At 27.8% G+C, this 25,965-nt stretch carries 23 protein-coding genes; 22 read left to right on the plus strand and 1 reads right to left on the minus strand.

Annotation, left to right across the window (positions count from 1 at the left end; genetic code table 11):
• Nucleotides 1–49: 49 nt before the first annotated feature.
• From ACYUDJ_RS04475 to ACYUDJ_RS04515, 9 genes are all read left to right on the plus strand, one after another.
• Nucleotides 50–748 carry a response regulator transcription factor gene (locus ACYUDJ_RS04475; protein ID WP_042385853.1) on the plus strand — a complete coding sequence of 233 codons (699 nt, stop codon included), beginning with the start codon at nt 50–52 and terminating at the stop codon, nt 746–748.
• Nucleotides 749–757: 9 nt separating this feature from the next.
• Entirely contained in the window at nt 758–1,807 is a 1,050-nt protein-coding gene (locus ACYUDJ_RS04480) for a sensor histidine kinase (protein WP_042386432.1), read from the plus strand.
• A 119-nt stretch (nt 1,808–1,926) separates the two neighbouring features.
• On the plus strand, nt 1,927–2,697 hold the full coding sequence (locus tag ACYUDJ_RS04485) for an ABC transporter ATP-binding protein (RefSeq protein WP_042385850.1): 771 nt from the start codon (nt 1,927–1,929) through the stop codon (nt 2,695–2,697).
• Between the two features lie 13 nt (nt 2,698–2,710).
• Nucleotides 2,711–4,681, plus strand: a complete 1,971-nt coding sequence (locus ACYUDJ_RS04490; RefSeq protein WP_003487628.1) for an FtsX-like permease family protein — start codon at nt 2,711–2,713, stop codon at nt 4,679–4,681.
• Between the two features lie 230 nt (nt 4,682–4,911).
• Nucleotides 4,912–6,120 (plus strand): alanine racemase, encoded by a 1,209-nt coding sequence (gene alr / locus ACYUDJ_RS04495; RefSeq protein ID WP_003487627.1) that lies wholly within the window; start codon nt 4,912–4,914, stop codon nt 6,118–6,120.
• A gap of 463 nt (nt 6,121–6,583) precedes the next feature.
• On the plus strand, nt 6,584–8,155 hold the full coding sequence (locus ACYUDJ_RS04500; RefSeq protein ID WP_042385848.1) for a PTS transporter subunit EIIC: 1,572 nt from the start codon (nt 6,584–6,586) through the stop codon (nt 8,153–8,155).
• A 316-nt stretch (nt 8,156–8,471) separates the two neighbouring features.
• Entirely contained in the window at nt 8,472–9,797 is a 1,326-nt protein-coding gene (locus tag ACYUDJ_RS04505) for a 6-phospho-alpha-glucosidase (RefSeq protein ID WP_003487625.1), read from the plus strand.
• A gap of 257 nt (nt 9,798–10,054) precedes the next feature.
• On the plus strand, nt 10,055–10,564 hold the full coding sequence (locus ACYUDJ_RS04510; protein WP_003487624.1) for a PTS sugar transporter subunit IIA: 510 nt from the start codon (nt 10,055–10,057) through the stop codon (nt 10,562–10,564).
• Between the two features lie 299 nt (nt 10,565–10,863).
• Nucleotides 10,864–11,625, plus strand: a complete 762-nt coding sequence (locus ACYUDJ_RS04515) for a MurR/RpiR family transcriptional regulator (RefSeq protein ID WP_003487623.1) — start codon at nt 10,864–10,866, stop codon at nt 11,623–11,625.
• A gap of 36 nt (nt 11,626–11,661) precedes the next feature.
• On the opposite strand, the gene ACYUDJ_RS04520 is transcribed toward ACYUDJ_RS04515, so the two are convergent.
• Complete coding sequence (locus tag ACYUDJ_RS04520; RefSeq protein ID WP_003487621.1) at nt 11,662–11,907, minus strand: hypothetical protein; 246 nt, start codon at nt 11,905–11,907, stop codon at nt 11,662–11,664.
• A 205-nt stretch (nt 11,908–12,112) separates the two neighbouring features.
• Here ACYUDJ_RS04520 and ACYUDJ_RS04525 point away from each other — a divergent pair, with 205 nt between their 5' ends.
• From ACYUDJ_RS04525 to ACYUDJ_RS04585, 13 genes are all read left to right on the plus strand, one after another.
• Nucleotides 12,113–12,310: a cold-shock protein gene (locus ACYUDJ_RS04525; protein ID WP_003356423.1), complete on the plus strand. Its 198-nt coding sequence runs from the start codon at nt 12,113–12,115 to the stop codon at nt 12,308–12,310.
• A 340-nt stretch (nt 12,311–12,650) separates the two neighbouring features.
• Nucleotides 12,651–13,205 carry a DUF1003 domain-containing protein gene (locus ACYUDJ_RS04530; RefSeq protein WP_080333477.1) on the plus strand — a complete coding sequence of 185 codons (555 nt, stop codon included), beginning with the start codon at nt 12,651–12,653 and terminating at the stop codon, nt 13,203–13,205.
• Between the two features lie 435 nt (nt 13,206–13,640).
• Complete coding sequence (locus ACYUDJ_RS04535; protein ID WP_003360418.1) at nt 13,641–14,072, plus strand: Rrf2 family transcriptional regulator; 432 nt, start codon at nt 13,641–13,643, stop codon at nt 14,070–14,072.
• A gap of 151 nt (nt 14,073–14,223) precedes the next feature.
• A complete protein-coding gene (locus ACYUDJ_RS04540; protein ID WP_040108919.1) occupies nt 14,224–14,829 on the plus strand; it encodes a DsbA family oxidoreductase in 606 nt (201 codons plus the stop codon).
• Nucleotides 14,830–14,855: 26 nt separating this feature from the next.
• Nucleotides 14,856–15,494, plus strand: coding sequence for an NAD(P)-dependent oxidoreductase (locus tag ACYUDJ_RS04545; RefSeq protein WP_043031027.1), 639 nt, complete (start codon nt 14,856–14,858; stop codon nt 15,492–15,494).
• Between the two features lie 375 nt (nt 15,495–15,869).
• Complete coding sequence (locus ACYUDJ_RS04550) at nt 15,870–17,366, plus strand: methyl-accepting chemotaxis protein (protein ID WP_043031029.1); 1,497 nt, start codon at nt 15,870–15,872, stop codon at nt 17,364–17,366.
• Nucleotides 17,367–17,592: 226 nt separating this feature from the next.
• Entirely contained in the window at nt 17,593–18,354 is a 762-nt protein-coding gene (locus tag ACYUDJ_RS04555) for a MurR/RpiR family transcriptional regulator (protein WP_460289527.1), read from the plus strand.
• Between the two features lie 118 nt (nt 18,355–18,472).
• On the plus strand, nt 18,473–20,056 hold the full coding sequence (locus ACYUDJ_RS04560) for a PTS transporter subunit EIIC (protein WP_043031033.1): 1,584 nt from the start codon (nt 18,473–18,475) through the stop codon (nt 20,054–20,056).
• A gap of 338 nt (nt 20,057–20,394) precedes the next feature.
• Nucleotides 20,395–21,729: a 6-phospho-alpha-glucosidase gene (locus tag ACYUDJ_RS04565; RefSeq protein ID WP_003487600.1), complete on the plus strand. Its 1,335-nt coding sequence runs from the start codon at nt 20,395–20,397 to the stop codon at nt 21,727–21,729.
• 12 nt (nt 21,730–21,741) lie between these two features.
• Nucleotides 21,742–22,215, plus strand: coding sequence for a PTS sugar transporter subunit IIA (locus ACYUDJ_RS04570; protein ID WP_003487597.1), 474 nt, complete (start codon nt 21,742–21,744; stop codon nt 22,213–22,215).
• Nucleotides 22,216–22,352: 137 nt separating this feature from the next.
• A complete protein-coding gene (ilvD, locus tag ACYUDJ_RS04575; RefSeq protein ID WP_042385836.1) occupies nt 22,353–24,068 on the plus strand; it encodes a dihydroxy-acid dehydratase in 1,716 nt (571 codons plus the stop codon).
• A 51-nt stretch (nt 24,069–24,119) separates the two neighbouring features.
• Nucleotides 24,120–24,767, plus strand: a complete 648-nt coding sequence (locus ACYUDJ_RS04580; protein WP_042385833.1) for a bifunctional 2-keto-4-hydroxyglutarate aldolase/2-keto-3-deoxy-6-phosphogluconate aldolase — start codon at nt 24,120–24,122, stop codon at nt 24,765–24,767.
• Nucleotide 24,768: 1 nt separating this feature from the next.
• Nucleotides 24,769–25,773 (plus strand): sugar kinase, encoded by a 1,005-nt coding sequence (locus ACYUDJ_RS04585; protein WP_003487591.1) that lies wholly within the window; start codon nt 24,769–24,771, stop codon nt 25,771–25,773.
• Nucleotides 25,774–25,965 lie beyond the last annotated feature (192 nt).

The raw sequence follows: 25,965 nt of genomic DNA on the forward strand, positions 1-25,965 counted from the left end.
TAATAAATGGTACAATTATATATATAATTGTTTAAAGGTTGTGATAATTTTGTATAGTATTATGATTATAGAAGATGACAAAAAGATGGCTAAACTTATAGAAAATCACTTAGAAAGATATGGATATAAAACATTTTTAATTAAAGATTTTTCAAATATAAAAGATGAAGTTCTAGATTGTAAGCCAGATCTTATTTTAATGGATATAAATCTTCCTTTCTTTGATGGATTTTATTGGTGTAGTGATATAAGAAATCATTCTAAAGTACCTATAATATTTATATCAGCTAGAGACTCAGATATGGACCAGGTTATGGCAATAGAGAACGGTGGAGATGATTTTATAACAAAGCCCTTTTCTTATTATGTACTATTAGCAAAGATAAAAGGTGTATTAAGAAGAGTATATGGTAGTTATGCTAAAAATGATACGGATTTTTTAAAGATTGGTGATTTAATATTATATACAAACAAGAGTATATTAGAATTTAAAGGGAGAAAAACTGAGCTTAGTAAAAATGAATTTTCCCTTTTATTATATCTTCTTAAAAATATAAATAAAATTGTTTCAAGAGATACTTTGTTAGAGATTCTTTGGAGTGATACTGATTTCATTGACGATAATACTCTTTCTGTTAATGTTACAAGACTTAGAAAGAGGCTAGAAGAAGTGGGCATTACTGATGCTATAGAGACAAAACGTGGCCAAGGATATATGCTAATTAATAATTGGGAGAGTAAAGAGTAGGTGAAGAAAATGAAATTTATAGATTTTCTAAAAGATAGGGTAGCTTATATAATAGTATATTTTATAAGTATATCTTTAGTTATTTTGATAATGCATTTGACCTTATTTATAAAAGTAATAGATTTTCCTATAACAAACATATTATATGCATATTTTGTTTCTATAGTTATACTTACTATATTTTTGCTATATGAATATTCAAAAGTAAGGGTATTTTATAAACAGATTTATAGGGCTTTAAATTCCGAAGATATTATAGAGGATATCGTAAATATAGATGAAGCTAGAACTAGAGAACAAAAACTTTTTACAGAACTATTAAAAAAACTACATAAATCATACGAAGGAAAGATTTATAAATATGAAGACATTCAAAAACATTACTCAAGTTTTATAAATCAATGGGTACACCAAATGAAGACTCCTGTATCTGTAATTAATCTAATATTAGAAGAAGAAAATTTATGTGAATGTAAGGAAGTTTTTGATAGTATTGGTGAAGAAAATGAAAAAATATCACAGGGCCTTAATATTATGTTGTATAATGCAAGAATAAATGAATTTAATCATGATTTTAATGTGGAAGATGTAGATATGCTATTTATTTTAAGAAAAGTAATAAACGATAATAAAAAATTACTTATTAGACATAAGATATTTCCAAAGATAGCAGGTGAAACTGCAATTGTTCAAACTGATAAAAAGTGGATATACTTTGTTATAAATCAAATTGTTATTAATGCAATAAAATATACAGTTGCAACAGAAAAAGACAAAAAAACTATAAATCTTAAAATAGAAGAAGATACTACAAAAATAATTGTAAGTATTGAAGACAACGGTATTGGAATACCGAAAGAGGATTTAGGACGAGTATTTAATGCTTTCTTTACAGGCAAAAATGGTAGAAAAACCTCTGAGTCTACAGGCATGGGGATGTATTTATCAAAGCGTATTTGCAGTGAGCTTGGAAATGAATTATACGTTGAATCACAAGAAGGAGAAGGAACAACATTTTATATAGTTTTTTATAAAGGTAAAAACATATTTAAATTATAATCTTTCAAAATTGTAATGTTAATATCCAAAATGAAAGAGAAATCAATACAAAGATTTCTCTATTTTTTTTATAATAAACTTGTAGTTTAAAAGAACATATGAAGCAGGAGGTTTTTATTATGTCAATTTTAAAAGTTGAAAATATAACAAAAATATATGGTGGAAAAAAAGGTGGAATGAAATTTAAAGCACTGGATAAATTTAGTTTAGAAATTGAAAAAGGGGAATTTGTTGGAGTAATGGGACCCTCAGGTAGTGGTAAAACTACATTATTAAATATAATGGCAACTATAGATACCCCTACATCAGGAGAACTTTTTATAAATGGTACAAATCCTACAAGATTAAATGAGAAAAATATTGCTCTGTTTAGAAGAAAAGAACTAGGTTTTATATTTCAAGATTTTAATCTGTTAGATTCTTTATCTATTAAGGAAAATATAATATTACCACTTGTATTAGAAAAGGTTAAAGTACGTGAAATAGAAAAGAAAGTAGAAGATATTGCAAATCTTTTAAATATTAAAGATATTTTAAATAAAAAGCCTTATGAAATTTCAGGAGGGCAGCAGCAAAGAGCAGCTTGTGCTAGAGCACTTATCCATAATCCTTCTATAATTTTGGCAGATGAACCTACAGGGAACCTTGATTCTAAAGCATCTCAGGATGTAATGGAAACTTTAACAAATTTAAATACTAAAAAACAAGCTACTATAATGATGGTTACTCATGATCCTTTTTCTGCAAGTTTTTGTAAAAGAATAATTATGATTAAGGACGGAAAATACTTTTTAGAAATTGTGAATGGGGGAAATAGGCAAGCATTTTTTAAAGAAATTATGGATTCCCTTTCACTTTTAGGAAGTAGATCAAATAATTATACACTGTAGGAGGAAGATTAAAATGACAATTAATAATATAGCTATTAAAAATATTAAAGGAAATTTAAATAAATATGCTATGTATTATTTGAGTAATGTAATAGTCGTAACTATATTTTTTATATTTGCTAATTTTATATATAATCCAGGTGTTAGTAGTGGAAATATTAGTGACAAGACTATAAGTGAAGTTGCCAGTAAACTAATGTATTTGTGCGAGTTTGTAATAATAATTTTCACTTTTATATTTTCAAATTATTCAATAACTACTTTTTTAAAGTCTAGAGAAAAAGAATTTGGACTTTTATCAATGTTTGGTTTAACTAAAACTCAAATAAGACGATATGTCATGTTTGAAAATATAACAATTTCAATTGTTTCTATTATAACAGGACTTTTCTTTGGAACTTTATTTTCAAAATTATTTTTTATGGCTATATCTGTAATTTTAGACTTGAATACAGAAATTCCATTTTCAATATCAAGTAAAGCTGTAAAAATAACAATATTAAGCTTTTTAATACTTCTTAATCTGATAAGTTTTATTACAAGCTTTAAAATAAAAAATAACAATATTGCAGAATTATTAAAAGGTGAGAGAATACCTAAGACAACACCAAAGTTTTCTAAGATAAAGTCAATACTTGGCATAGTACTTATAATTTCTGGATATATTGTAGGGATATTTTCTGGCACAGCTATTATAGCTACAATGATTCCAATACTTATAGTTGTAATAATAGGAACTAAACTTTTATTTTCTCAGTTTAGTGTGTTTTTCACAAATAAGCTTCAAAATAATAAGGGTGTTTATTATAAAGGGATAAATTTAATAACATTGTCTCAAATTATATATAAATTAAAAGATAATGCAAAGGTATTGTTTATTACTTCAATACTTAGTGGAATCACCCTTGCATCAGCTATATCAGTTTATTCTTTGCAAAAGGTAACTCTATCTTCACTTGAAGAAAATTGCCCACAGGATATAGGAATTATAGAGCAGGGTATAAATTCTCATAAAGTTATAGCTAATGGAAAAGTTGAAGATATATTAAAGAAATACAAATTTGATATAAAATATAAAAATAAAATAGAATTAATAAAAGGAAAAAACAATGATAAAGTAATAGAAAGTAAGAAAAGTACTTACGGTATAAAAATAAATAAAACTGATTTTAATATAATGTCAGAAAATAGTTTTAACGAACTTGCAAAACAGTATAATAAGAAATCTTTAGATTTAAAAAATAGAGAAGTAGTAATATATACCTACGATTTAACTAGTGGTATAGCTAATGAAAAAATAGAAATTCCTTTTAAGAATCAGAAAACTTTAAATTTAAATATTGATGGTAAAGTAAATAGTTTTAACATATTAGATAATTTAAAAGGTGGAGTTATAAATGCAGATAGCCAAAATACTAACACTATAATTGTTAGTGATAGTGATTTTAAAAAGTTGTGGAATAATGTTTCAGATGATAATAAACTTATTTATTATGGATATAACATCAAACATAATTTAAAGGCTACTAATGCAGTAACTGAAATAAAAAATTCAGTTACAAAAGGTCAAGAAGCATTCTTTACTGAAAGAGTAATAAGTGCAGCAGGTTTAATGCAATTTTTATCTGTACTTTTATTTATAGGAACTTTTATAGCAATGATATTTTTTATTGCGACAGGAAGTATATTATATTTTAAAATGTTTAATGAAATTCAAAAAGATAAACAAGATTTTATAGGACTAAAAAAGATAGGTGTTACACAGGAAGAAATAAAAAGGATAGTTAGTATTCAAAGTTTTACAATGTTCTTCTTACCACTTACAGTTGCAACCCTTCATGCTGCCTTTGCAGTAAAATCTGTAGGACTTTTATATACAAAATATTTCATATTTATTGCAGGAATATATTTAGTTCTACAAATAATATATTATCTATTTGCTAAATGGATGTATGTGAAACAAATTAATAGTTGGAACATTTAGTTGTTTTATGTACTTCTTATATAGGTATTAATTTAAATAACTAAGAAAATAAAAGCAATATGTTTTTTATTGTTAGAATCTATAAAAGTTTCAGGTTATGCCTGGAACTTTTTATATTTATAGATAATAAGTAGTTCACCATTTATAATAAAAATTATATTATAATATTGTAAGTTTTTATTTTTAAAATTATAGCTTTAAATAAAAATTTAAAATTTGGAGTGAAATTTATGTTTGAACATTCAAGGCCTGCATGGATTGAAATAAATTTAGACAATTTAATTCATAATATGAAGGAAATAAGAAGAGTTGCTAAAAGCAAGGAAATAATAAGTGTAGTTAAAGCTGATGCATATGGACATGGTGCCTCAGAAATAGCTTCCCTTTTACTTGAAAATGGAGCCAATAGATTAGCGGTAGCAGTCCTTTCAGAAGCACTAGAATTAAGAAATAGTGGTATTACAGCACCTATTATTATTTTAGGCTACACTCCACTGCGATATGATGAAAAAACAATATGCAACAATGCTGAAACCATAATAAAAAATGGTTTAGAGGTATCTGTAAGTTCATATAAATATGCGGAGCAATTATCTAAGAAAGCACAACAACTAGGTAAAGATGTAAAAATTCATGTAAACATTGATACAGGTATGGGAAGATTAGGATTTTTGCCTACAGAAGAAAATTTAGAAAAAATATATCAAATAAGTAAATTACCAAATATAATATTTGAAGGATTATTTTCTCATTTTTCAACAGCAGATGAAAAAAATAAAGATTATACTAACGAACAATTTAAAAAATTTTTAGATTTTTATTATAAACTTAAAGATAAAAATGTAAAAATTAATATAAAGCATATTGCTAATAGTGCTGCTTTAATAGACTTACCATATACGCATTTAGATGCTATTCGACCAGGTATAGCTCAATATGGATATTATCCTTCATCAGAAGTTAATCATGAAAATATAAATTTAAGACCAACAATGACATTAAAGACAAATATTGTTCTTGTAAAAGACATTAAATCAGGTGAATCCATTAGTTATGGAAGAAGATTTAGAACAATAAGAAATAGCAAAATAGCTGTTCTTCCAATAGGCTATGCAGATGGATATGAAAGAGAATTATCAGATAATGTTTATAAAACTCAAGTTATTGTGAATGGAAGGCGTGCACCTATAGTAGGTCGAATAACTATGGATATGTGCATGATTGATGTAACAGATGTAGGTGATGTTAAAGTTGGTGACGAAGTTATATTAATAGGGGAATGTAATGATGAAAAGATTGCAGTAGAAGATATAGCAGATCTATTGCATACAATACCTTATGAAGTAACCAGTAGAATAAGTAAAAGAATACCAAGATATTATATACAGAATGGGAAAATAGTGAAAACGTCACAAATAAATAAAAAAGTAAATGAATAATTATAATAAATATGAATTTGTATCTATTATATTATGATTATTTTATATAAATATGAAAAGCCATCATAAGTGAGTGATGGCTTTTATTTATTTTATACTTATAAATTCTTCTATTATGTATATTTATTAATATATATGTTCAAATATACACATTAATTTAGTGAGCTTAAGATGATTAATAATATTTCTAATGTCCAAATCTACAGCAGTGTAAACGTTAAAAACAGGTTATGAATTAACTTAAATTGTTTTTAAATACTGATTTTATATTCAAGTAGATTTAAAAGTTTGCTAAAGTGTAAATGTAAACATTTTAATAAATTTTTAAAGAAAGGAGAGAAATATTATATACGGAATAATTATTGATTTTACAATTTTTTCAACTTAAATTCAAGCCTTTATGTAAAAATTATAGGTTATATTTAAACAAAATAAAGCTATGTTTAAAAAGGAGATGTTATTAGTGAAAGATTTAATAGTAGACAAAATGCAAATGTTCGCCAAAGCTATAATTGTTCCCGTATTATTTTTGCCTATTGTAGGTGTAATTTTGGCTTTATCTTCTATTTTAAGTAATCCATCTATTGTAGGAGAAAGTGGGTTCCTAATGAACATAGGTAAATTCATTAGTAGTGGACTTTGGCCCATTATGACAAATTTAAGTATTATTTTCTGTGTGGGAATAGCTATGGGATTAGCAAAAGAAAAGAAAGCAGAGGCGGCACTAGTAGCAGTATTTTCATATTTAGTATATTTGGGAGCTAATAGCCAATGGCTTACTCTAACAGGAAAGTTAGTAGAATATAAGATTCCAGCAGATTTATATGGAACTGGACAGACTCTACAACTAGGATTTCAAGTAATAGACATGGGAGTTTTTCTAGGAATGATTCTTGGTGTGGTAGTGGCAATTATTCATAATAAATATTGTAATAAGGAATTCCCAGGAGCCTTTGGATTATATGGAAATACTAAATTAGTATTTATAGTTTTAACTCCTATTACATTAATATTAGCAGTAGTGTTTAGTTATATTTGGCCTGTAGTAGCTGCTGGTATTAGCGCGTTAACAGGTTTTATAAATGCAGCTGGAGCTATAGGAGTATTTTTATACGGATTTTTGAATAGATTCTTAATTCCAACTGGATTACATCATTTAATATGGACACCATTTTCTTACTCTAACATTGGAGGGGAATTGGTTATAAATGGACAAAAATACTATGGAGCTTACAATATATTCTTAGCACAGCTAACTGACCCATCTATAAAGATTTTTGATCCATCAGCAAAATATTTACAGTATGGTATGGTTAAAATGTTTGGATTGGCAGGAGCAGCCTTAGCTTTTTATAAAACATCTAAACCTGAAAACAAAGTTAAATTAAAGTCTATTTTGATACCAGCAGTAGCAACATCAATATTAGTTGGAATCACAGAGCCTTTAGAATTCACATTTTTGTTTGTAGCACCATTTTTATGGGTAGTGCACTCAGCATTGGATGGTATATTCGAAGCTATAGTTTCATTATTAGGAGTTAGAACCTTTGCGGCAAATGGATTTATAGATTTTATAGCTTATAATTTACCAGCAGGAATCGCTAAAACTAAATGGCCTATATTCATAGCTGTTGGATTAGTACAATTAGCAGTGTATTTCTTTGTATTTAAATTCTTAATTAAAAAATTTAATCTTAAAACTCCTGGTAGAGAGGATAAGGAAGTAAAGTTAGTAACTAAAAAAGATTTTAAAGAAAATTTGGCTAAATCTTCAGGAGAGGTTGCTGCATCTAAAGATTCAGATTTGGCAGGGATAGTAGTTGAAGCCTTAGGTGGGAAAGAAAATATAGAAAGTGTTGATAATTGTTTTACACGTTTAAGGTTAAAACTTAAAAATATAGATCTAGTTGATGAAACAGCTTTAAAAGGAACTGGAGCAGCTGGGGTAATAAAGAAAGGTAATAACGTTCAAGTGATATATGGACCAAAAGTAAATGGAATTAGAAATATAGTAGATAAATATCTTGGTAATTAATATTAGAAAAATTCAAAACGAATTACTATTTAACTTAACTTGTTTTTTTATAAGGCTTTTGTATTTAAATAGACTAAAAAGTTTGCTAAATTATAATCATAAACATTTGATATCAAAAATTTATGGTACAAAGAAAATTGATGAGATATCCTTAAAAGAAATTGCAACATATTGCTTAATAAATAAAAATACTTTTTAAATAAGTACCTAAAATTAAGCAAACAAATGAAGTTAAGGATGTAGTCAAAACAATTAATGGTAAATAATTTATAATATGAAAATAAATACAAAATAAAATTAGAAAGAAGGAATAACTATGAAAAAATTCTCAGTAACAATAGCCGGTGGTGGAAGTACATTTACGCCAGGAATAATATTAATGCTGTTAGATAACTTGGATAAATTTCCTATAAAAAAATTAAAGCTATACGATAATGATAAAGAAAGACAAGAAGTAGTTGCTGGAGCTTGTAAGGTTATTTTAAAAGAAAAAGCACCAGAAATTGAATTTTTAGCTACAGTAGATCCAGAGGAAGCTTTTACAGATATAGACTTTGTTATGGCTCATATAAGAGTAGGTAAATATGCAATGCGTGAATTAGATGAAAAAATTCCTTTGAAATATGATGTACTTGGACAAGAAACTTGTGGTCCAGGAGGAATGGCTTATGGTATGAGGTCTATTGGTGGAGTTATTGAAATACTCGATTATATGGAAAAATATTCACCAAATGCATGGATGTTAAATTACTCTAATCCAGCAGCAATAGTTGCAGAAGCTACTAGAAGATTAAGACCTAATTCAAAGATATTAAACATATGTGATATGCCAATAGGTATAGAAGTACGTATGGCAGAAATTTTAGGATTAGAGTCAAGAAAGGATATGTCAGTTCGCTATTATGGACTTAATCATTTTGGCTGGTGGACAGACATACGTGACAAAGATGGAAATGATTTAATGCCAAAAATAAAAGAACACGTTTCTAAACATGGCTATGTAGTTGATAAGGGAGACAGCCAACATATTGAAGCAAGTTGGAATGATACCTTTGCTAAAGCAAAAGATGTATATGCTGTTGATCCAGATACATTGCCTAACACTTATTTAAAATATTATTTATTCCAAGATTATGTTGTTAAACATGCTAATAAAGAATATACAAGAGCAAATGAAGTAATGGATGGAAGAGAAAAATTTGTATTTGGAGAATGTAGAAAAGTTATAGAAAAACAATCTACAGAAGGTTGTGAACTTCACATAGATGAACATGCTTCTTATATAGTTGACCTTGCAAGAGCTATAGCATACAATACAAAGGAAAGAATGTTGTTAATTGTAGAAAACAATGGTATAATTGAAAATTTTGATCCTACAGCTATGGTTGAAGTACCTTGTATTCTTGGAAGCAATGGACCAGAACCATTATCAGTAGGTAAGATTCCACAATTCCAAAAAGGATTAATGGAACAACAAGTATCTGTAGAAAAGTTAGTAGTTGAAGCTTGGATAGAAAAATCTTATCAAAAATTATGGCAAGCTATTACACTTTCTAAGACAGTAACTAGTGCATCTGTTGCTAAGAATATTTTAGATGATTTAATTGAAGCAAATAAGGATTATTGGCCTGAATTAAAGTAGTATTTAGAGATAATTTATTATATTTTTTATAAAATACGAGATAATAGGAACAATCAAAAGAGACTGGCAAAAGTAGGTTAAAACCTATTTTAGACAGTCTTTTTTGAAAATTATACATTTGTAATAAAGTAAAAACTAAAACAGTTTATATATAGTTAAATAAATTATAGACTACATAGATTATATATGTATTGTGTATAGAATAAGTAAAAAGTTTTGTGTAGTAATATACACGAGATATTATTAGGAGGAATTAAATGTTTAAAAAATTTAAATCTTTTTTATCTAATGATAAATCAGATATTCAACAAGAAAATTTAAATGAAGTATTTGTAAGTCCTATTTCTGGAGAAATAATAAGTCTAGATGATGTTCCAGATGAGGTATTTTCACAAAGAATGATGGGAGATGGGTTTGCCATACAACCTGAAAATGGAGATGTATTTTCACCAGTGGATGGAACGATTACAGCAGTTTTTCCTACTAAACATGCTATCTCTATAAAAAGCAAATCCGGAGTTGAGATTTTAATCCATTTTGGATTAGATACAGTTAACTTAAATGGAGAAGGTTTTCAGGTCTATGTTGAGGAAGGAAGTGTAGTAAAGGCAGGGGAGATCTTATTAAAGGTTAATATCGAGGAAATAAAGAATAAAGTGCCCTCTGTTGTTGTTCCTATAATATTTATGGAGCTTAATGGAAAGAGTTTTAGTTATAATATTGGAAAGGTTGCGGCTAAAGAACAGAATGTAATAACCTTAAAATAACATCTTGTTAATTTTTATAAAGTATATGTACATATTTTGAATTCTAACTATGATAATTATATATTTTAAGTTTATTAGTTTATAAAAATTTCTAACACATGTTCCTTTGTTATATTTATTTTCTAGTATTTAATAAATGTATTACTTAATATTTTAGTAATGAAAATATCTATAGGTAAGTAGCTTAGTCAAGTAGTCATTACTTTTAATTCAGCAGAATGTGAGATATAATATAGTAATGCAATTAAAATAATATTTATCAATTAAATAGTAAGGTCTTTATAACAGAGGTGAAGTATATGAAGTTAGATATTAGTAAGATTGTAGATAAATATCACTTAAGCAAAGTAGAAGAGAATATATTAATTTATATTATAAATAATATAGACCATGTTAAAGAAATAGGGGTAAGAGGAGTAGCAAAGGAACACTACACCTCTACTACCACTATTGTGAATTTAGCAAAAAAAATAGGGTATTCTGGATTCTTAGATATGTATTATAATTTAAGTTTTACTTTGAAGGATAAGAGAAATTATTTTAATAGCGGAAAAAATAATAAATATTATGGAGTAGAATTAGAAGAACTGTTAGCACTAATAGAAGATAAAGATATAAGTGATTTTATAGATTTATTAATAAAAAATAAAAATGAAGTTATATATACTAATGGGTTAGCATTTTCATACTTTATTGCACAATATTTTACTAGAAAACTTATAGTTCTTGGTTTTAAATGTATTTATTCTGAAGCATATGAAAGTTATGATGTAAATGCTATAAAAGCTAAATTACTAATAGCTATTTCTAAATCAGGTGAAACAGATTTTATAGTAAGGGCTTCTGAATCTGCTAAGAAAAATGGAATAAAAATAGTTTCTTTTACAGGAGAAGCAGAAAATACATTAGCTAAAATGTCTGATATTAACTTTAAAATATATGATATGCATACTATAGATGATCGGAATAAATTGTCTAATTCATTCTATCCTAATACATTAATGCTATTTGAATTTTTAATAGGTAAATATTTAGAAAGAATTAAAGTTGATTCAGTTTAATACCAAAAATTTAGTATTGGATTTCATCATAATGTTTTATTTCATTGGTATATTTTTTAATCTTATTAAGGAGATAAGCTTTGTATTTTTATCGAATCCAATATGAAGTTCTTGTCCATATTTATCAAGATCAGTTACCCATCTTACTTGTTTCATATAATCAACTTTTCCAGTGCCATAGGCTTTAATAACATCATTATATGCTGATTTTAAAGTGATATCTTTTGATAATACTAGAGTGCTTTTGCATGAATCTTTTACCTTTTTTATTTCAAATTCCATTTAATAAATGGGTTGTTTAATATTAAAATAACTTGTTTTATATAATAAACTGTGTTATTCTTAATAAGAACTTAAATTAAGAGTAAATAATGTAACACAAATATATTTCAATTAGTACTTAATAAATATAGTATGGTGATATCGAAATTTTATTAGTGGGTTATTACAATGAATTTAAGAATAAAATTTCGGAGGTACACATTATATGAATGGTACAGTAAAATGGTTTAATGGAGAAAAAGGATTTGGATTTATTACAGGAGAAGATGGAAATGATGTTTTTGCACATTTTTCTCAAATAAATTCAGAAGGTTACAAATCACTTGAAGAAGGTCAAAAAGTTTCTTATGACGTTGTTAAGGGACCAAAAGGACCTCAAGCAGAAAATATCACTATTATTTAATTAATGAATATTTTACCCCTTGAATAGCTAGTCTATTTAAGGGGTTTTTAGTTGTTTATAAATCTATACAAGATTTGTTTCAAATATGAAAAAATTATCCTAAGTTTTAGTAGCCTATTTAAAAATATGAAATAAACTTACAAGTTGCATAGGCTATTTAAAAATATTATAATTTATACTAATACAGGAGAATATATACCAAGAAGAAGATTTACTATTAGGGATGAAATAGGCTATTGTATGAAGAAATACTTTTTGTAAGGGAAGAAAGAATTTTAGAATATACAGAGGATTAACGTGAAATATTAAAAAATTAAATAATGAACAGGGGAGATTATTTATGGATGATAAGAATGTAATGTCCTACAGCAAAGAAGAGCTAATACGTAAAATATTGGAAAAAGATAAGGATTTAAAAGGCAGTAATATTGATGAAGAATTATTTCATGAACTTATTAGTGGTAAGATTTCAAAGAATATAAATAATGCACATGATAACAATTTAACATTAGGACAAAGAACTGCTGATAAAATAGCTACATTTGGTGGAAGTTGGACCTTTATAATTACTTTTGGTGCAGTATTATCGATTTGGATTATAGGTAATGCTGTTATTCTAAGTAATAAATCATTTGATCCATATCCTTTTGTATTTTTGAATCTAATATTATCTTGTCTTGCGGCTATACAAGCACCAATAATAATGATGTCACAAAATCGTCAAGCGGAAAGAGATAGATTAACTGCTGCAAATAACTACCTTGTTAATTTAAAATCTGAAATTATAATAGAAGATTTGTACAATAAAATTGATATGTTAATAGATCAACAGGAAGAATATAAAAAAAATCAAGAAATATTATTAAAAAAAATAGAAGAATTAAAACCTAATTAATTTATAATGACTTTATTCTAAATGATTTTGAAAAGGTTTAAAGATCTTATAGATAGATGTAGAAAAAAATAAAGCCTCCAATGAAAAATGAAAGTAGATTTGTCAATCCAAATAAGTAAAATCTTATTGAGATGATAATTTTTGTATTTTTATTAAATTCAATATAAAGCTATCATCCAAATTTACTGATATCTTCAATAAAATTGGAAGTCCATTCTGCTTGTTTTATATAATTAACTTTTGGAGTATCATAAGCTTTAATAACATAGTTATATGTTGATTTTAAGGTAATGCCTTTTGATAATAAAGCAGTATTTTTTATAAACCTATCCTTTGTTTGCCATTAAAACTATAATTTTACAGTAAAAAGAATTTATAAAACTATTGACTTTAATTATAGTTAGAACTACAATAGTTACAACGGGAGTGATAATAATGAAAATAAGCAGTAGATTTTCTGTAGCAGTTCATATTTTATCCATATTATCTATGGAAGATAAAAACTTATGTACTTCTGAGTGGATAGCAGGTAGTGTAAATACCAATCCCGTTGTCATACGAAGAGTAATGGGAATGTTAAAAAGAGCCGGTTTAGTTAATGTTATAGCAGGCACTGGTGGAGCTTATTTATTAAAGGATTTAGATCAGATAACATTGCTAGATGTTTATAGGGCTGTAGAGGTGGTGAAAGAGGGAGAATTATTTCAATTTCATGACTCACCAAATATAAATTGTCCTATTGGGGCAAATATCCAATCTGTTATGGAAGGTGTTTTGTTAAATGCCCAAGAAGCTATGGAACAGGTATTAGAGAATGTAACCATGGAATATATAGTTACAGGTATAAGAAAAAAAATTAAGAAATAAATCAATTTTTTTTATAATTGGTGTAACTTAGAAAGTTACAACTACTTATTAAATTCATAACTTGTGGAAATAAGTTAATTATCATAGATGAAAATTTTTTTAGAATTGTTGTAATTAAAGTAGTTACAACAAAAAATAGGAGGTTATTAAAATGTCATTAAATATTAAAGTATATTTTGATTTTGTTTGTCCATTTTGTTTTTTAGGAGAGGAGAGTTTAACTGGATCCATAAAAGGAAAGGATGTAAATATCCAATGGATGCCCTTTGAATTAAGACCAGAGCCATCACCTAGAATAGATCCTTGGAATGATCCTTCAAAATTAAATGCCTGGAATAATTTCATTGAACCCATAGCTAATAAGTTAGGAATAGATATGAAATTACCGAAGCTTTCACCTCATCCATATACTAACTTAGCTTTTGAAGGATATCATTATGCAAGTGAGCATGGAAAAGGAGATGAATATATTAAAAGAGTTTTTAAGGGATTTTTCCAAGAAGAATTAGATATTGGAAAAATTGAGATATTAGCTAATTTATCTGAAGAAATAGGTTTAAATAAAGAAGAATTTATAAAAGTTTTAAAAAACAGAAAATATAAGGATAAGCAAGAAAAAGCATTAAAGCATGCTTATGAAGAAGCTAATATTACAGCAGTACCTACAATGATTATAGGTGATGAAGTAGTTCAGGGTAATACTTCAAAAGAAAGTTTAGAAAAAATAATAAATAAACAATTAATAAAAAATAATTAATTTTATAAATGGAAGGAAGAGATATTATGAAAATTGCTTTAATTGGATCAACAGGAAATGCAGGAAAGGTAATATTAAAGGAGGCTCTAAACAGAGGACATGAGGTTATCGCTATTGTAAGGGATGTATCAAAGATAAAAGATACTAATGAAAATTTAACTGTAATGCAAGGAGATATTTTAAAATTAGATACATTAGAGGATAAATTAGGGGAAGTAGATATTTTGGTTAGTGCTTTTGGACCTAAGGTTGGAAAAGAAGATACATTAATAGAAGCAACTAACAATCTAATAACTTTAGCTAAAAAATTAAATGTTAAAAGACTTGTAACAATGGGTGGAGCTGGAAGTTTAAAAGTTCAAGGAGACGTAGAATTAGTCCATACAGAAGGATTCCCAGAGGATTGGAAACCAATAGCTTTAGCTCATTCAAAATCTTTAGATATATATAGAAATGAAAAAGAAATAAATTGGACATATTTAAGTCCGGCAGCATTAATATCACCAGGAATAAGAACAGGAAGATACTCTGTTGGAGATGAATATTTGGTTGTGGATGAAAAAGGAGAAAGTAAAATTTCTTTTGAAGATTTTGCGGTAGCTATGGTAGATGAAATTGAAACTCCTAAACATATTAGAAGTAGATTTACAGTAGCATATAAGTAAAATACAGATTTAAAAGTGAAGATATTATGTTTAGTATCTTTATATAGACAATAGTATATTAATAAAGTAAATAAAATGTAATGAGCTTGTATATTGATATTCACAAAAATAAGAGAATAAAATATAAAAAATATCACCCCAATTTAAGCAGTTTCCTTAACATTTACAGGTAAAACCTATGATAGTTTTGTCATAGGTTCTTATTTGTATGAAAATGATTTAAATTCAAATAAAAGAAAATATGACTTTAAATGATTATAAAATACAAATAACAATTTTTTTTGTAATTTTAAGTTAAGATTATAATAACTAGTATCGATATTTACAGTGAATATTTAAAATAAATTTAATTTAAACTGAAAAGGGGCGCATGAAATGGAGAAAACTTGGAGTTTTAGTTTTGAAAAAATACATAAGGTTAATTATATAACTATATTTGCAATGTGTTTACTTATGAGTCTAACCACTATGTCAATGACTAACTTTGTAATAAATATAGATGAATTATTCCCCTTTATAATAGTAATTATAGTTTCAACAGTAGTATATTTTTTAAAGCTAAAGGATATGACAAAGGCAATAATCTTTAGTTCAGTTATAATACTTTCAAACTTTGGATATTTTTTATTAGGAAATTTTAACGACAAAACTATAGCTTCTGATATATTAGTTTTTATTGCAGGAATTATATGTGCAACATTATACTTTAGAAAAAACTTGTTAGTTATAAATGCAGTTCTCTTAGATACGTGTGTTATAATTTTGTTTTTAGTAAATCCTAGTAGCATTTTGAGTAAAAATTTTTCATTTTCAAACATGTTAAATTTTTTTGTAATATTAAACGGTGTTATAATTTTAATTTATTGCCTTACTAGTTGGGGTGGCAATCTAATTCAGTCAGCAAATAATAAATCTTTAGAAAGTAAGGAGTTACTTGATAAATTAGATTTACTTTTATTAAATATTAAAGAGAGTACTACCGATTTAGATAACAATATAGATATTTTTTCTGAAGATATTAACCTTGTTAATGCCACTAGTGATGATATAAGCAATACTATGGGTCAAATAAATATTGGAGTTCAAGAAATAGTAGAGAGCATTTTAGGTATAAATTTAGGAATAGAGAAATCTAATTCTTCACTAGACAAGGTGAGAAATATATCTAATAGAATATCTACAACATCAAATGAAATGAAGGGAAATGTTATTGATGAGTCTGAAAAAATTAACTCTATGAATAGCACTATGAAAATGATAAAAGGCGCGGTAGAGGTATCTTTAGATACAGTAAATACATTAAAAGGTAGTATTGATAAAATAAATTGTGAGATTAATAGTATTTATGAAATTTCAGCTCAAACTAATTTGTTGTCATTAAATGCAAGTATAGAAGCTGCTAGGGCAGGTGAATATGGCAAGGGATTTTCAGTAGTCGCAGAAGAAGTTAAAAAACTAGCTCAGCAAACAACTGAAATAGTAAAAAATATCTATGAAATTATTACAGAAATTAATCTTATTACGAATGATGCAGTTATTAAGGTATCTGAGGGTAATACAGCCGCAGAAGAGGGAACCAAGGTTGTTGATAATGTTTATACTTCTTTTGGTAAAATTCAAGAGTATTTTGAAAAAATGAGTGAATATTTAGATGAAGAACATAGATTTGTTGAAAATGTAGTAGAGAATTTTGTTCCTATAAAAATGGAGCTTGAGGGAATAGGAAGTATTACTGAAGAACATTCAGCGTCCACAGAAGAAATCGAAGGCATAATTAGGGAGCAAGGTGAAAAGATTAGTTCAATGGCATCAGCTATAGAGGAAATTAAAACATTAAGTAAAAATCTAAAAGACCTTTCTTCCAATAGGTAGGATTAAGTAAATTTATAAAAAATAATGCATTAAAATATTATACTTTTTAAAAGTGATTTAAGGGAAAAATAGGACTGTACTGGGAAAATAGTATGGTCCTTACTTTATGTATTTATTCCTAAAATAGAACATAATAAAGTTTAAGATTATGATATAATTTAGTTTAAAATAATAAACTTTACAAATACTATTTATTAATTTTTAAATTATTTATGGAGGCAATGTAATGGACATATCCAAGTTTATTCAAAATAAGGGACTTACAGAAATAGAAATAGAAGTCCTCAATTATATGATAGATAATATTAATTATATAAATAAGATGGGAGTAAGGGGAGTAGCAAAAAATAATTTTACATCAACATCTACTATTATGAGATTAGCTAAAAAACTTGGTTATTCTGGTTTTTTAGAAATGCAATACAATTTATTATCTTTAACTAAAAATGAATTAAAAGATAATTTAAATGATAGTAGCTTCATAGAAAGTCTAAATATGGATAGCCTATTAGAAGAAAATAGTAAAGAGGCAATTAATGGTTTTATAGATATTTTATTTAATGATGATCATAAGTTTATTTTTATATATGCAAATGGTTTTTCTGGGATTGTAGCAGAATATATAAATAAGAAACTTCTAGTTATGGGTAAGAGATGTATTTTGTCTAATGGGACAGATTCTATAGGAGTATTTGAAAATAATTTAGATTTTATAAATGCTATTATAGTAATATCTAAATCTGGAGAAACACCAATGGTGTTAAATAAAGTTATAACAGCAAAAGAACACAATATTAAAGTTGTATCTTTTACAAATAAAAGAGAAAATAGCATAAGTAAGCTTTCTGATATAAGATTTAAGATTCAAGATACAAACAAACTAGATGATAGAAATTTAATGCCAAACACATTTTTCCCAAAGGTACTAGTGTTAATAGAGTTATTAGTATATGAATATTATAAAAAGAAAAATAGTAATGGAGAGTAACGTGTTATCTAAAGAGGTAACACGTTTTTTACATAGGAAAATCTATATACATAAAGATAGTTAATTATTATAATTTGAAATGTAAATGGTTTCTCAAAAATAAATAATGGGGGTTACAATGATGAAAGAGAAGATATTAAATCAATTACAAAACTTTTCTAAAGGAATGTTTGTTCCTGTATTGATATTACCAATAGCCGGTATAATAATCGCAATAGGGAACATTTTAACAAATGCCAGACTAGCAGAATACCTTCCATTTTTAAAGAATGGAATGATATTTGGATTAGGAAAAATGTTATCTGGTTCATTAGTTTCAATTTTAACTAATTTAGGAATTATATTTTGTGTCGGTCTTGCAGTAGGACTTTCTAAGAAAAAGAAAGCAGAAGCAGGATTTACATCACTTTTAGTATTCTTAGTATTTATAAACGCAATGAACATTTTTTTAGAATTAAATAATAGATTAGCACCACAAGATGCCTTAAGGGGATCTGGTCAAACTATGGTTTTAGGTGTTCAAGTTCTTGATATGGGAGTTTTCTTAGGAATTATTTTAGGTATTGTTGTTGCTTATATACATAATAGATTTTGTGAAAAAGAATTTGATGGAGCTTTTCAAATTTATGGTGGCTCAAGACTAGTATTTATAATATTAATACCTATTACTGTTTTTCTAGCAATAATATTGAGTTATGTATGGCCTTCAGTACAATATTTAATTTCAAGTCTTGGTAATTTTATAACAGGAGCAGGAAACTTTGGTATATTTACTTATGGTACTTTGGAGAGATTACTTATTCCTACTGGATTGCATCATTTAGTTTATACTCCATTTTTATATAGTCCTTTAGGTGGAGTGGCTGAAATAGGAGGAAAAGTATTTGAAGGGGCAAGAAATATATACTTTGCAGAAATGGCTGATCCTAATATAGCAAAATTATCAGCATCAGTAATTTGGGATGCTAGAGGATTGTCAAAAATGTTTGGCTTAATTGGTGCATGTTTAGCTATGTATCATACTGCATTGCCAGAGAATAAGTCTAAGATAAAGGCAATTTTAATTCCAGCTGCAGTTACATCAATATTAGCAGGAGTAACAGAACCAATAGAATTTTCATTTATGTTCGTAGCACCAATATTATTTGTTATACATGCAGTATTAAGTGGATTAGGAATGGTAGTATTAAATATTCTAGGGGTCACAGCTATAGGACCAAATGGGCTAATAGACTTCTTATTATATAATATACCTCTTGGAGTTGCTAAAACAGGCTGGCCAATGTTTATCTTAGTTGGTTTAGGACAATTCGTTATATATTATGTTATATTCAGATTTTTAATAGTTAAATTCAAACTTAAAACTCCAGGAAGAGAAGAAAATGGAAATACAAAGTTATATACTAAAAAAGATTATAAAGAAAAGTCTAAAGTAAGTGCAAAATCAGGAGATTCAAGTATTGCGCCAGTTGTAGTAGAAGGCTTAGGTGGTAAGGATAATATACTAAAAGTTGATAATTGTTACACTAGATTAAGATTAGTTGTAAAAGATTCTTCATTAGTTAATGAACAATTATTAAAAAATGAAACAGCCGCAAATGGAGTAATAATTAAAGGAGAAAACGTACAGGTTGTCTATGGTTTAAAGGTTACAAGTGTAAGAAAGAACGTAGACGAATATCTTGGAATAGAATCAAATTAGAATAAAAAATTCAGTTAGGGGCTGTGGCATTAAAAAATTTACATACAATATATTGTTTTGCAAATTTAAAGTTAACACAATATATTGTAGGATTTATTCTTAGTGCAACAGCCCCTTATAAAGATATAGTAAATTGGAACTTGAATAAAAATTCTATTAATTATGAAACAGGTTGTTAGTTCAAGTAACATGTATTTTTACCTCTTCAAATTGTTTACTCTAATAAATAACTTTACTATAATCAGCTTGTAAGAAGTCAATAAAAATATTATAGAATTTATAAAAATAAATATTAAAAGAAAAAGTCCTATAAAATATAAAAAAAGGTGGTTAATTTTATGGAACAAAATAAAAAATTTTCAATTGTTATTGCAGGTGGAGGAAGTACATTTACACCAGGCATAGTAATGATGTTATTAGATAATATTCATCGTTTCCCATTACGCAAATTAAAGTTATATGATAATGATGGAAAGCGTCAAGAAACAATAGGAAAAGCTTTAGAAATACTATTAAAAGAGAATGCACCAGAAATAGAATTCACATATACAACTGACCCCAAAGAAGCATTTACTGATGTAGATTTTTGCATGGCTCATATTCGTGTTGGAAAATATGAAATGCGTGAGCAGGATGAAAAGATTCCTTTAAAATATGGTGTTGTTGGACAAGAAACTTGTGGACCAGGTGGTATAGCATATGGAATGCGTTCTATTGGTGGAATGATGGAACTAATAGATATTATGGAAAAGTATTCTCCAAATTGTTGGATGTTAAATTATTCAAACCCAGCAGCTATAGTTGCAGAAGCATGCCGTATATTAAAGCCAAATTCTAAAGTACTAAATATTTGTGATATGCCAGTTGGTACTCTTCGTCGTATGTCTCAAATAGTAGGATTAACTCCAGAAGATTTAGAAGTTAACTATTTTGGATTGAATCATTTTGGATGGTGGACAAGTGTTAGAGATAAGCAAGGAAATGATTTAATGCCAAAACTAAAGGCTTATGTAGCAGAAAACGGTTATTTAAATCAAGTAGAAGTAGATACACAACACACAGAACCAAGTTGGCAAGAAACTCATAAAAAAGCAAAAGATTTATTAGCTATTGAACCTAATTTCTTGCCAAACACATATTTAAAATATTATTTATATCCAGATTATGTTGTGGAGCATTCAAATGCTGAATATACAAGGGCTAATGAAGTAATGAACGGAAGAGAAAAGTCCGTATTTACTGCTGCAAAAGAAATAGTTAAAGCTGGTACAGCAAAAGGTGGAGAATTCCATATAGATTCTCATGCTTCATTTATTGTTGACTTAGCAAGAGCTATTGCTTATAACACTCATGAAAGAATGCTATGCATTGTAGAAAATAATGGAGCAATAGAAAACTTTGATCCAACAGCTATGGTAGAAGTACCTTGCATTGTAGGAAGCAATGGACCAGAACCATTAGTTCAAGGCAAAATTCCTCAATTTGAAAAAGGATTAATGGAACAACAAGTATCAGTAGAAAAATTAGTTGTCCAATCATGGATAGAAGGAAGCTATCAAAAATTATGGCAAGCATTAACTCTTTCCAAAACAGTACCAAGTGCTAGTGTGGCAAAAGCTGTTTTAGACGATTTAATCGAAGCTAATAAAGAGTATTGGCCAGAATTAAAGTAAAGGAGATTAATTATGTTTCAAATATTTAAGAAAAAGAAATTATATTCTCCAGTAAGTGGGAAAAGTGTAGCATTAACCAATGTAAAAGATGAAGTCTTTTCTTCTCTAATGATGGGAGATGGGATAGCTATTGATCCAATGGATCAGGTTATAGTAGCACCTTGCGATTGCTTAGTTAAATTGATAATGAAAGGTTCAAAACATGCACTTGGTTTATTAATGAACAATGGTGTGGAAATATTAATTCATGTAGGTATTGACACTGTAAGTTTAGAAGGCGAAGGTTTTGAAGTATTAGTTGAAGAAGGACAAAAGGTTAAGCTAGGAACACCTTTACTAAAGTTTGATAAGGATTATATTATATCAAAGGGATACTCTCCTATGACAATGATGATTATTACTGAACCTAATGGTAATAAGATAATTAAAAAATATGAGGATATCAGTGTTGAATGTGGAGAAACTCCGGTAATCGAATTTTCTTAATAAATAAAAATTTTATCGTAAATACATCTATAAAATATATTTAGTAAAAGCTCGGAAAGTGGATATACCATGATCCGGGCTATGTTTTAAACAAGAAGCATATAAAGGGAATATTTATGTTAAATAAGGAGGTTAATATGATTAGTCAAGATATTAGAAAGATTGCTCCAGAAATGGATCCACTTCGTAGGGGTATGGGATGGTCAGTTGAAGATTTATCTAAGCCTCAAATTATAGTTGAAAGTACCTTTGGAGATAGTCACCCAGGAAGTGCTCATTTAATGAAATTTGCAAATAATGCAGTACAGGGTGTGGCAGAAAAAGGAGGAAAGGCTGCAAGATATTTTGCAACAGATATATGTGATGGTATGGCTCAAGGTCATGATGGAATCAATTATTCATTAGCCTCTAGGGATACTATAACATCACTTATAGAAATTCATGCGAATGCCACTCCTTTTGATGGAGGGGTATTTATATCAAGTTGTGATAAGGCTGTTCCATCTCACTTAATGGCTATAGGAAGACTTAATATACCATCAATTGTTGTTACAGGTGGCGTTATGGAAGCGGGACCTAACCTTTTAACTTTAGAGCAAATTGGTGCTTATAGTGCTATGTATCAACGAAAAGAAATTACAGAGGAAGAATTAACTTACTATAAACATAATGCATGTCCATCTTGTGGAGCTTGTTCTTTTATGGGAACAGCTTCAACAATGCAGGTTATGGCAGAAGCCTTAGGATTAATGTTACCTGGTAGTGCTTTAATGCCTGCAACTTGTAAAGACTTAGAAGATGTTGCAGTAGAGGCTGGGAAACAAGTTGTTGAACTAGCAAAAATGAATCTTAAGCCAAAGGATATAGTTACAGAAAAATCCTTTGAAAATGCAATTATAATTCATGCAGCAATTTCGGGATCTACTAATTCATTATTACACATTCCAGCAATAGCTCATGAATTTGGTATAAAAATTGATGAAGAAAGTTTTGATAGAATACATCGATATGCTCCATATCTTTTAAATATACGTCCAGCAGGAAAATGGCCAGCAGAATATTTCTATTATGCAGGCGGAGTACCAGCAATAATGGAAGAAGTAAAGAATTTATTACATCTAGATGTAATGACTGTTACAGGTAAAACTTTAGGTGAGAATTTAGAAGACTTAAAGAAGAATGGATATTATGAGAATTGTGATAGATACCTTAAAAAGGTTGGACTTACAAGAAGAGATGTTATAAGACCAATAAGTGAACCTATAGGTAAAAATGGAGCTATTGCAATTTTAAAAGGAAATATAGCGCCAGAAGGAGCAGTAGTTAAACATTCAGCTGTACCAAAAGAAATGCATAAAGGAATTTTAAAGGCAAGACCTTTTGATAGTGAAGAAGAAGCAATAGCAGCTATCATATCTAAAAAAATAAATCCAGGAGATGCTGTGTTTATAAGATATGAAGGACCAAAGGGTAGTGGAATGCCTGAAATGTTTTATACAACAGAAGCAATATCCTCTGATAAAGAATTATCTGCAAGTATTGCACTTATTACAGATGGAAGATTTTCAGGAGCATCTAAAGGTCCTGCAATAGGACATGTTTCTCCCGAAGCAGCAGTTGGAGGGCCAATTGCTTTAGTTGAAGAGAATGATTTAATTGAAATAGATATAGAGAAAAGAATACTACAATTAGTTGGCATTAATGGACAAAAATTAAGTGAAGAAGCCATAGATAAGGTTTTAGTAGAACGTAAAGCTAAATGGGAAAAAAGAGAAAATAAATATAAATCAGGAATATTAAAGATATTTTCAGAAAGAGCAGTTTCACCAATGAAGGGTGGATATATGAAATAATAATATTTCTGTAAGAGTTAGTACAATAATAGATTTATGGAGGTTTTTATTGTGATTAAGATGAAGGTTTTAAATGCTCTAAAAAAATGTAAGATAGTAGCAGTTGTTCGTGGAGAAACAAAGGAAGTAGGTATTAAAATATCAGAAAGCTGTATTAAAGGAAATGTTAAAGCTATAGAAGTTGCATACACAAATAAATTTGCTAATGATATAATAGAAGAACTTTCAGAGAAGTATTCAAAAGATGATGAGGTTGTTATAGGTGCTGGAACAGTTTTGGATTCAGAAACAGCAAGAATGGCAATATTAAGAGGAGCAAAATATATAGTTTCTCCATCATTTAGTGAAGAAACAGCAAAGATTTGCAATAGATATAATATTCCATATATACCAGGAGTAATGACTATAACTGAAATAGTCACAGCCTATGAAAGTGGAGTAGATATTGTGAAGGTATTTCCAGGAAGTGCATTTGGACAAGGTTATATAAAGTCTATTAAAGGACCATTACCATATGTAAATATAATGGTAACAGGTGGAGTGAACTTAGATAACATAGATTCATGGGCAAATACAGATGTAGATTTAGTAGGTATTGGTGGAGAATTAAATAAACTTGGAGAGTTAGGAAAATTTGATGAAATAGAAGCAGTTTGTACTCAATATGTAGATAAATTTAATAAAGCAAGGGGTATATAAGATGAAAGTAGTTGGTTTTGGAGAGATATTACTTAGATTATCTACTAAGAAAGGAATGCTTTTTTTAAACTCTAAAGAATTTCATGCTAATTATGGTGGTGGAGAAGCAAATGTTTTAATATCACTATCTAGATTTGGAATTGAAACTAGAATGATTACAAAGGTTTCAAAGGATCAAATAGGAGAAGGCATAATTAACTATCTAAAAGAGAAATCAGTAGAAACATCTTTTATTAAAAGAGAAAACAAAAGAACTCCTATATATTTTGTAGAGGTAGGTAGTGGAAATAGATCTTCAAAGATTATTTATGATAGGGATAATTCTGCTTTTGGATCTATCACGGATGAAGATATCAATATAAAAGAAGCACTAAAGGATGCAGATGTATTTCATTTTTCAGGAATTACATTAGCTATTTCGGAAGAAGTAAGAAAGGTAACATTAAAAATATTAAAGTACTGTAAGAATAATAATATTTTGGTAAGCTATGATTCTAATTATAGAGCTAAAATGTGGACTTTAGAAGAAGCAAGAAAGGCAACAAAAGAAATATTACCATATATTAATATATTTTCTGCTGGAATATTAGATGCAGAAAATATATTAGATATGAGCTGTGATTTAGAAGACAAGCATGAAAAGTTAAACTACTACTATAATGAGATTACAAAATCTTATCCTAATATAAAACATATTTTTTCTTCAATTAGAGAGATTAAATCAGTAAGTGCAAATAGCGTACAATGTAATTACTATACAAATAATAAACTATATTCATCTAAGAAACATACCTTTGATGATATTATAGATAGAATAGGAGCAGGGGATGCCCTAACAGCAGGAGTAATTTATAGTATTGTAAATAAAAAGTCTTCTCAATATACTTGTGAATTCGCTACAGCATGTTCAGTTTTAAAACATAGTATACATGGAGATGCAAATTTAGTAAATATCGAAGAGGTAGAAAATTTTATAAGTAATGGAATTGGAAGAATATCAAGATAATTAATAAACAGTTCAGAAGATTGGTTCAATGACTTTATCCATATATTATCCCTAATGCCTTGAAGTATACTAAAGCAGAATATATATTTTCTAAGTTAGTATTTACGAACAAATAGCAAAGAATTAAAGAAAATGTAATGAAATGGACGAATAAAATTGTAAACAATGGATGAATAATGTGGAATATATTAT

Source organism: Clostridium sp. CTA-6 (genome assembly GCF_054768115.1).

Coding starts and splice junctions, on each gene's coding strand:
- ACYUDJ_RS04480 (WP_042386432.1), top strand. CDS start 758: ATGAAATTTATAGATTTTCTAAAAGATAGGGTAGCTTATATAATAGTA.
- ACYUDJ_RS04485 (WP_042385850.1), top strand. CDS start 1,927: ATGTCAATTTTAAAAGTTGAAAATATAACAAAAATATATGGTGGAAAA.
- ACYUDJ_RS04490 (WP_003487628.1), top strand. CDS start 2,711: ATGACAATTAATAATATAGCTATTAAAAATATTAAAGGAAATTTAAAT.
- alr (WP_003487627.1), top strand. CDS start 4,912: ATGTTTGAACATTCAAGGCCTGCATGGATTGAAATAAATTTAGACAAT.
- ACYUDJ_RS04505 (WP_003487625.1), top strand. CDS start 8,472: ATGAAAAAATTCTCAGTAACAATAGCCGGTGGTGGAAGTACATTTACG.
- ACYUDJ_RS04510 (WP_003487624.1), top strand. CDS start 10,055: ATGTTTAAAAAATTTAAATCTTTTTTATCTAATGATAAATCAGATATT.
- ACYUDJ_RS04515 (WP_003487623.1), top strand. CDS start 10,864: ATGAAGTTAGATATTAGTAAGATTGTAGATAAATATCACTTAAGCAAA.
- ACYUDJ_RS04520 (WP_003487621.1), bottom strand. CDS start 11,907: ATGGAATTTGAAATAAAAAAGGTAAAAGATTCATGCAAAAGCACTCTA.
- ACYUDJ_RS04525 (WP_003356423.1), top strand. CDS start 12,113: ATGAATGGTACAGTAAAATGGTTTAATGGAGAAAAAGGATTTGGATTT.
- ACYUDJ_RS04530 (WP_080333477.1), top strand. CDS start 12,651: ATGGATGATAAGAATGTAATGTCCTACAGCAAAGAAGAGCTAATACGT.
- ACYUDJ_RS04535 (WP_003360418.1), top strand. CDS start 13,641: ATGAAAATAAGCAGTAGATTTTCTGTAGCAGTTCATATTTTATCCATA.
- ACYUDJ_RS04540 (WP_040108919.1), top strand. CDS start 14,224: ATGTCATTAAATATTAAAGTATATTTTGATTTTGTTTGTCCATTTTGT.
- ACYUDJ_RS04545 (WP_043031027.1), top strand. CDS start 14,856: ATGAAAATTGCTTTAATTGGATCAACAGGAAATGCAGGAAAGGTAATA.
- ACYUDJ_RS04550 (WP_043031029.1), top strand. CDS start 15,870: ATGGAGAAAACTTGGAGTTTTAGTTTTGAAAAAATACATAAGGTTAAT.
- ACYUDJ_RS04555 (WP_460289527.1), top strand. CDS start 17,593: ATGGACATATCCAAGTTTATTCAAAATAAGGGACTTACAGAAATAGAA.
- ACYUDJ_RS04560 (WP_043031033.1), top strand. CDS start 18,473: ATGATGAAAGAGAAGATATTAAATCAATTACAAAACTTTTCTAAAGGA.
- ACYUDJ_RS04565 (WP_003487600.1), top strand. CDS start 20,395: ATGGAACAAAATAAAAAATTTTCAATTGTTATTGCAGGTGGAGGAAGT.
- ACYUDJ_RS04570 (WP_003487597.1), top strand. CDS start 21,742: ATGTTTCAAATATTTAAGAAAAAGAAATTATATTCTCCAGTAAGTGGG.
- ilvD (WP_042385836.1), top strand. CDS start 22,353: ATGATTAGTCAAGATATTAGAAAGATTGCTCCAGAAATGGATCCACTT.
- ACYUDJ_RS04585 (WP_003487591.1), top strand. CDS start 24,769: ATGAAAGTAGTTGGTTTTGGAGAGATATTACTTAGATTATCTACTAAG.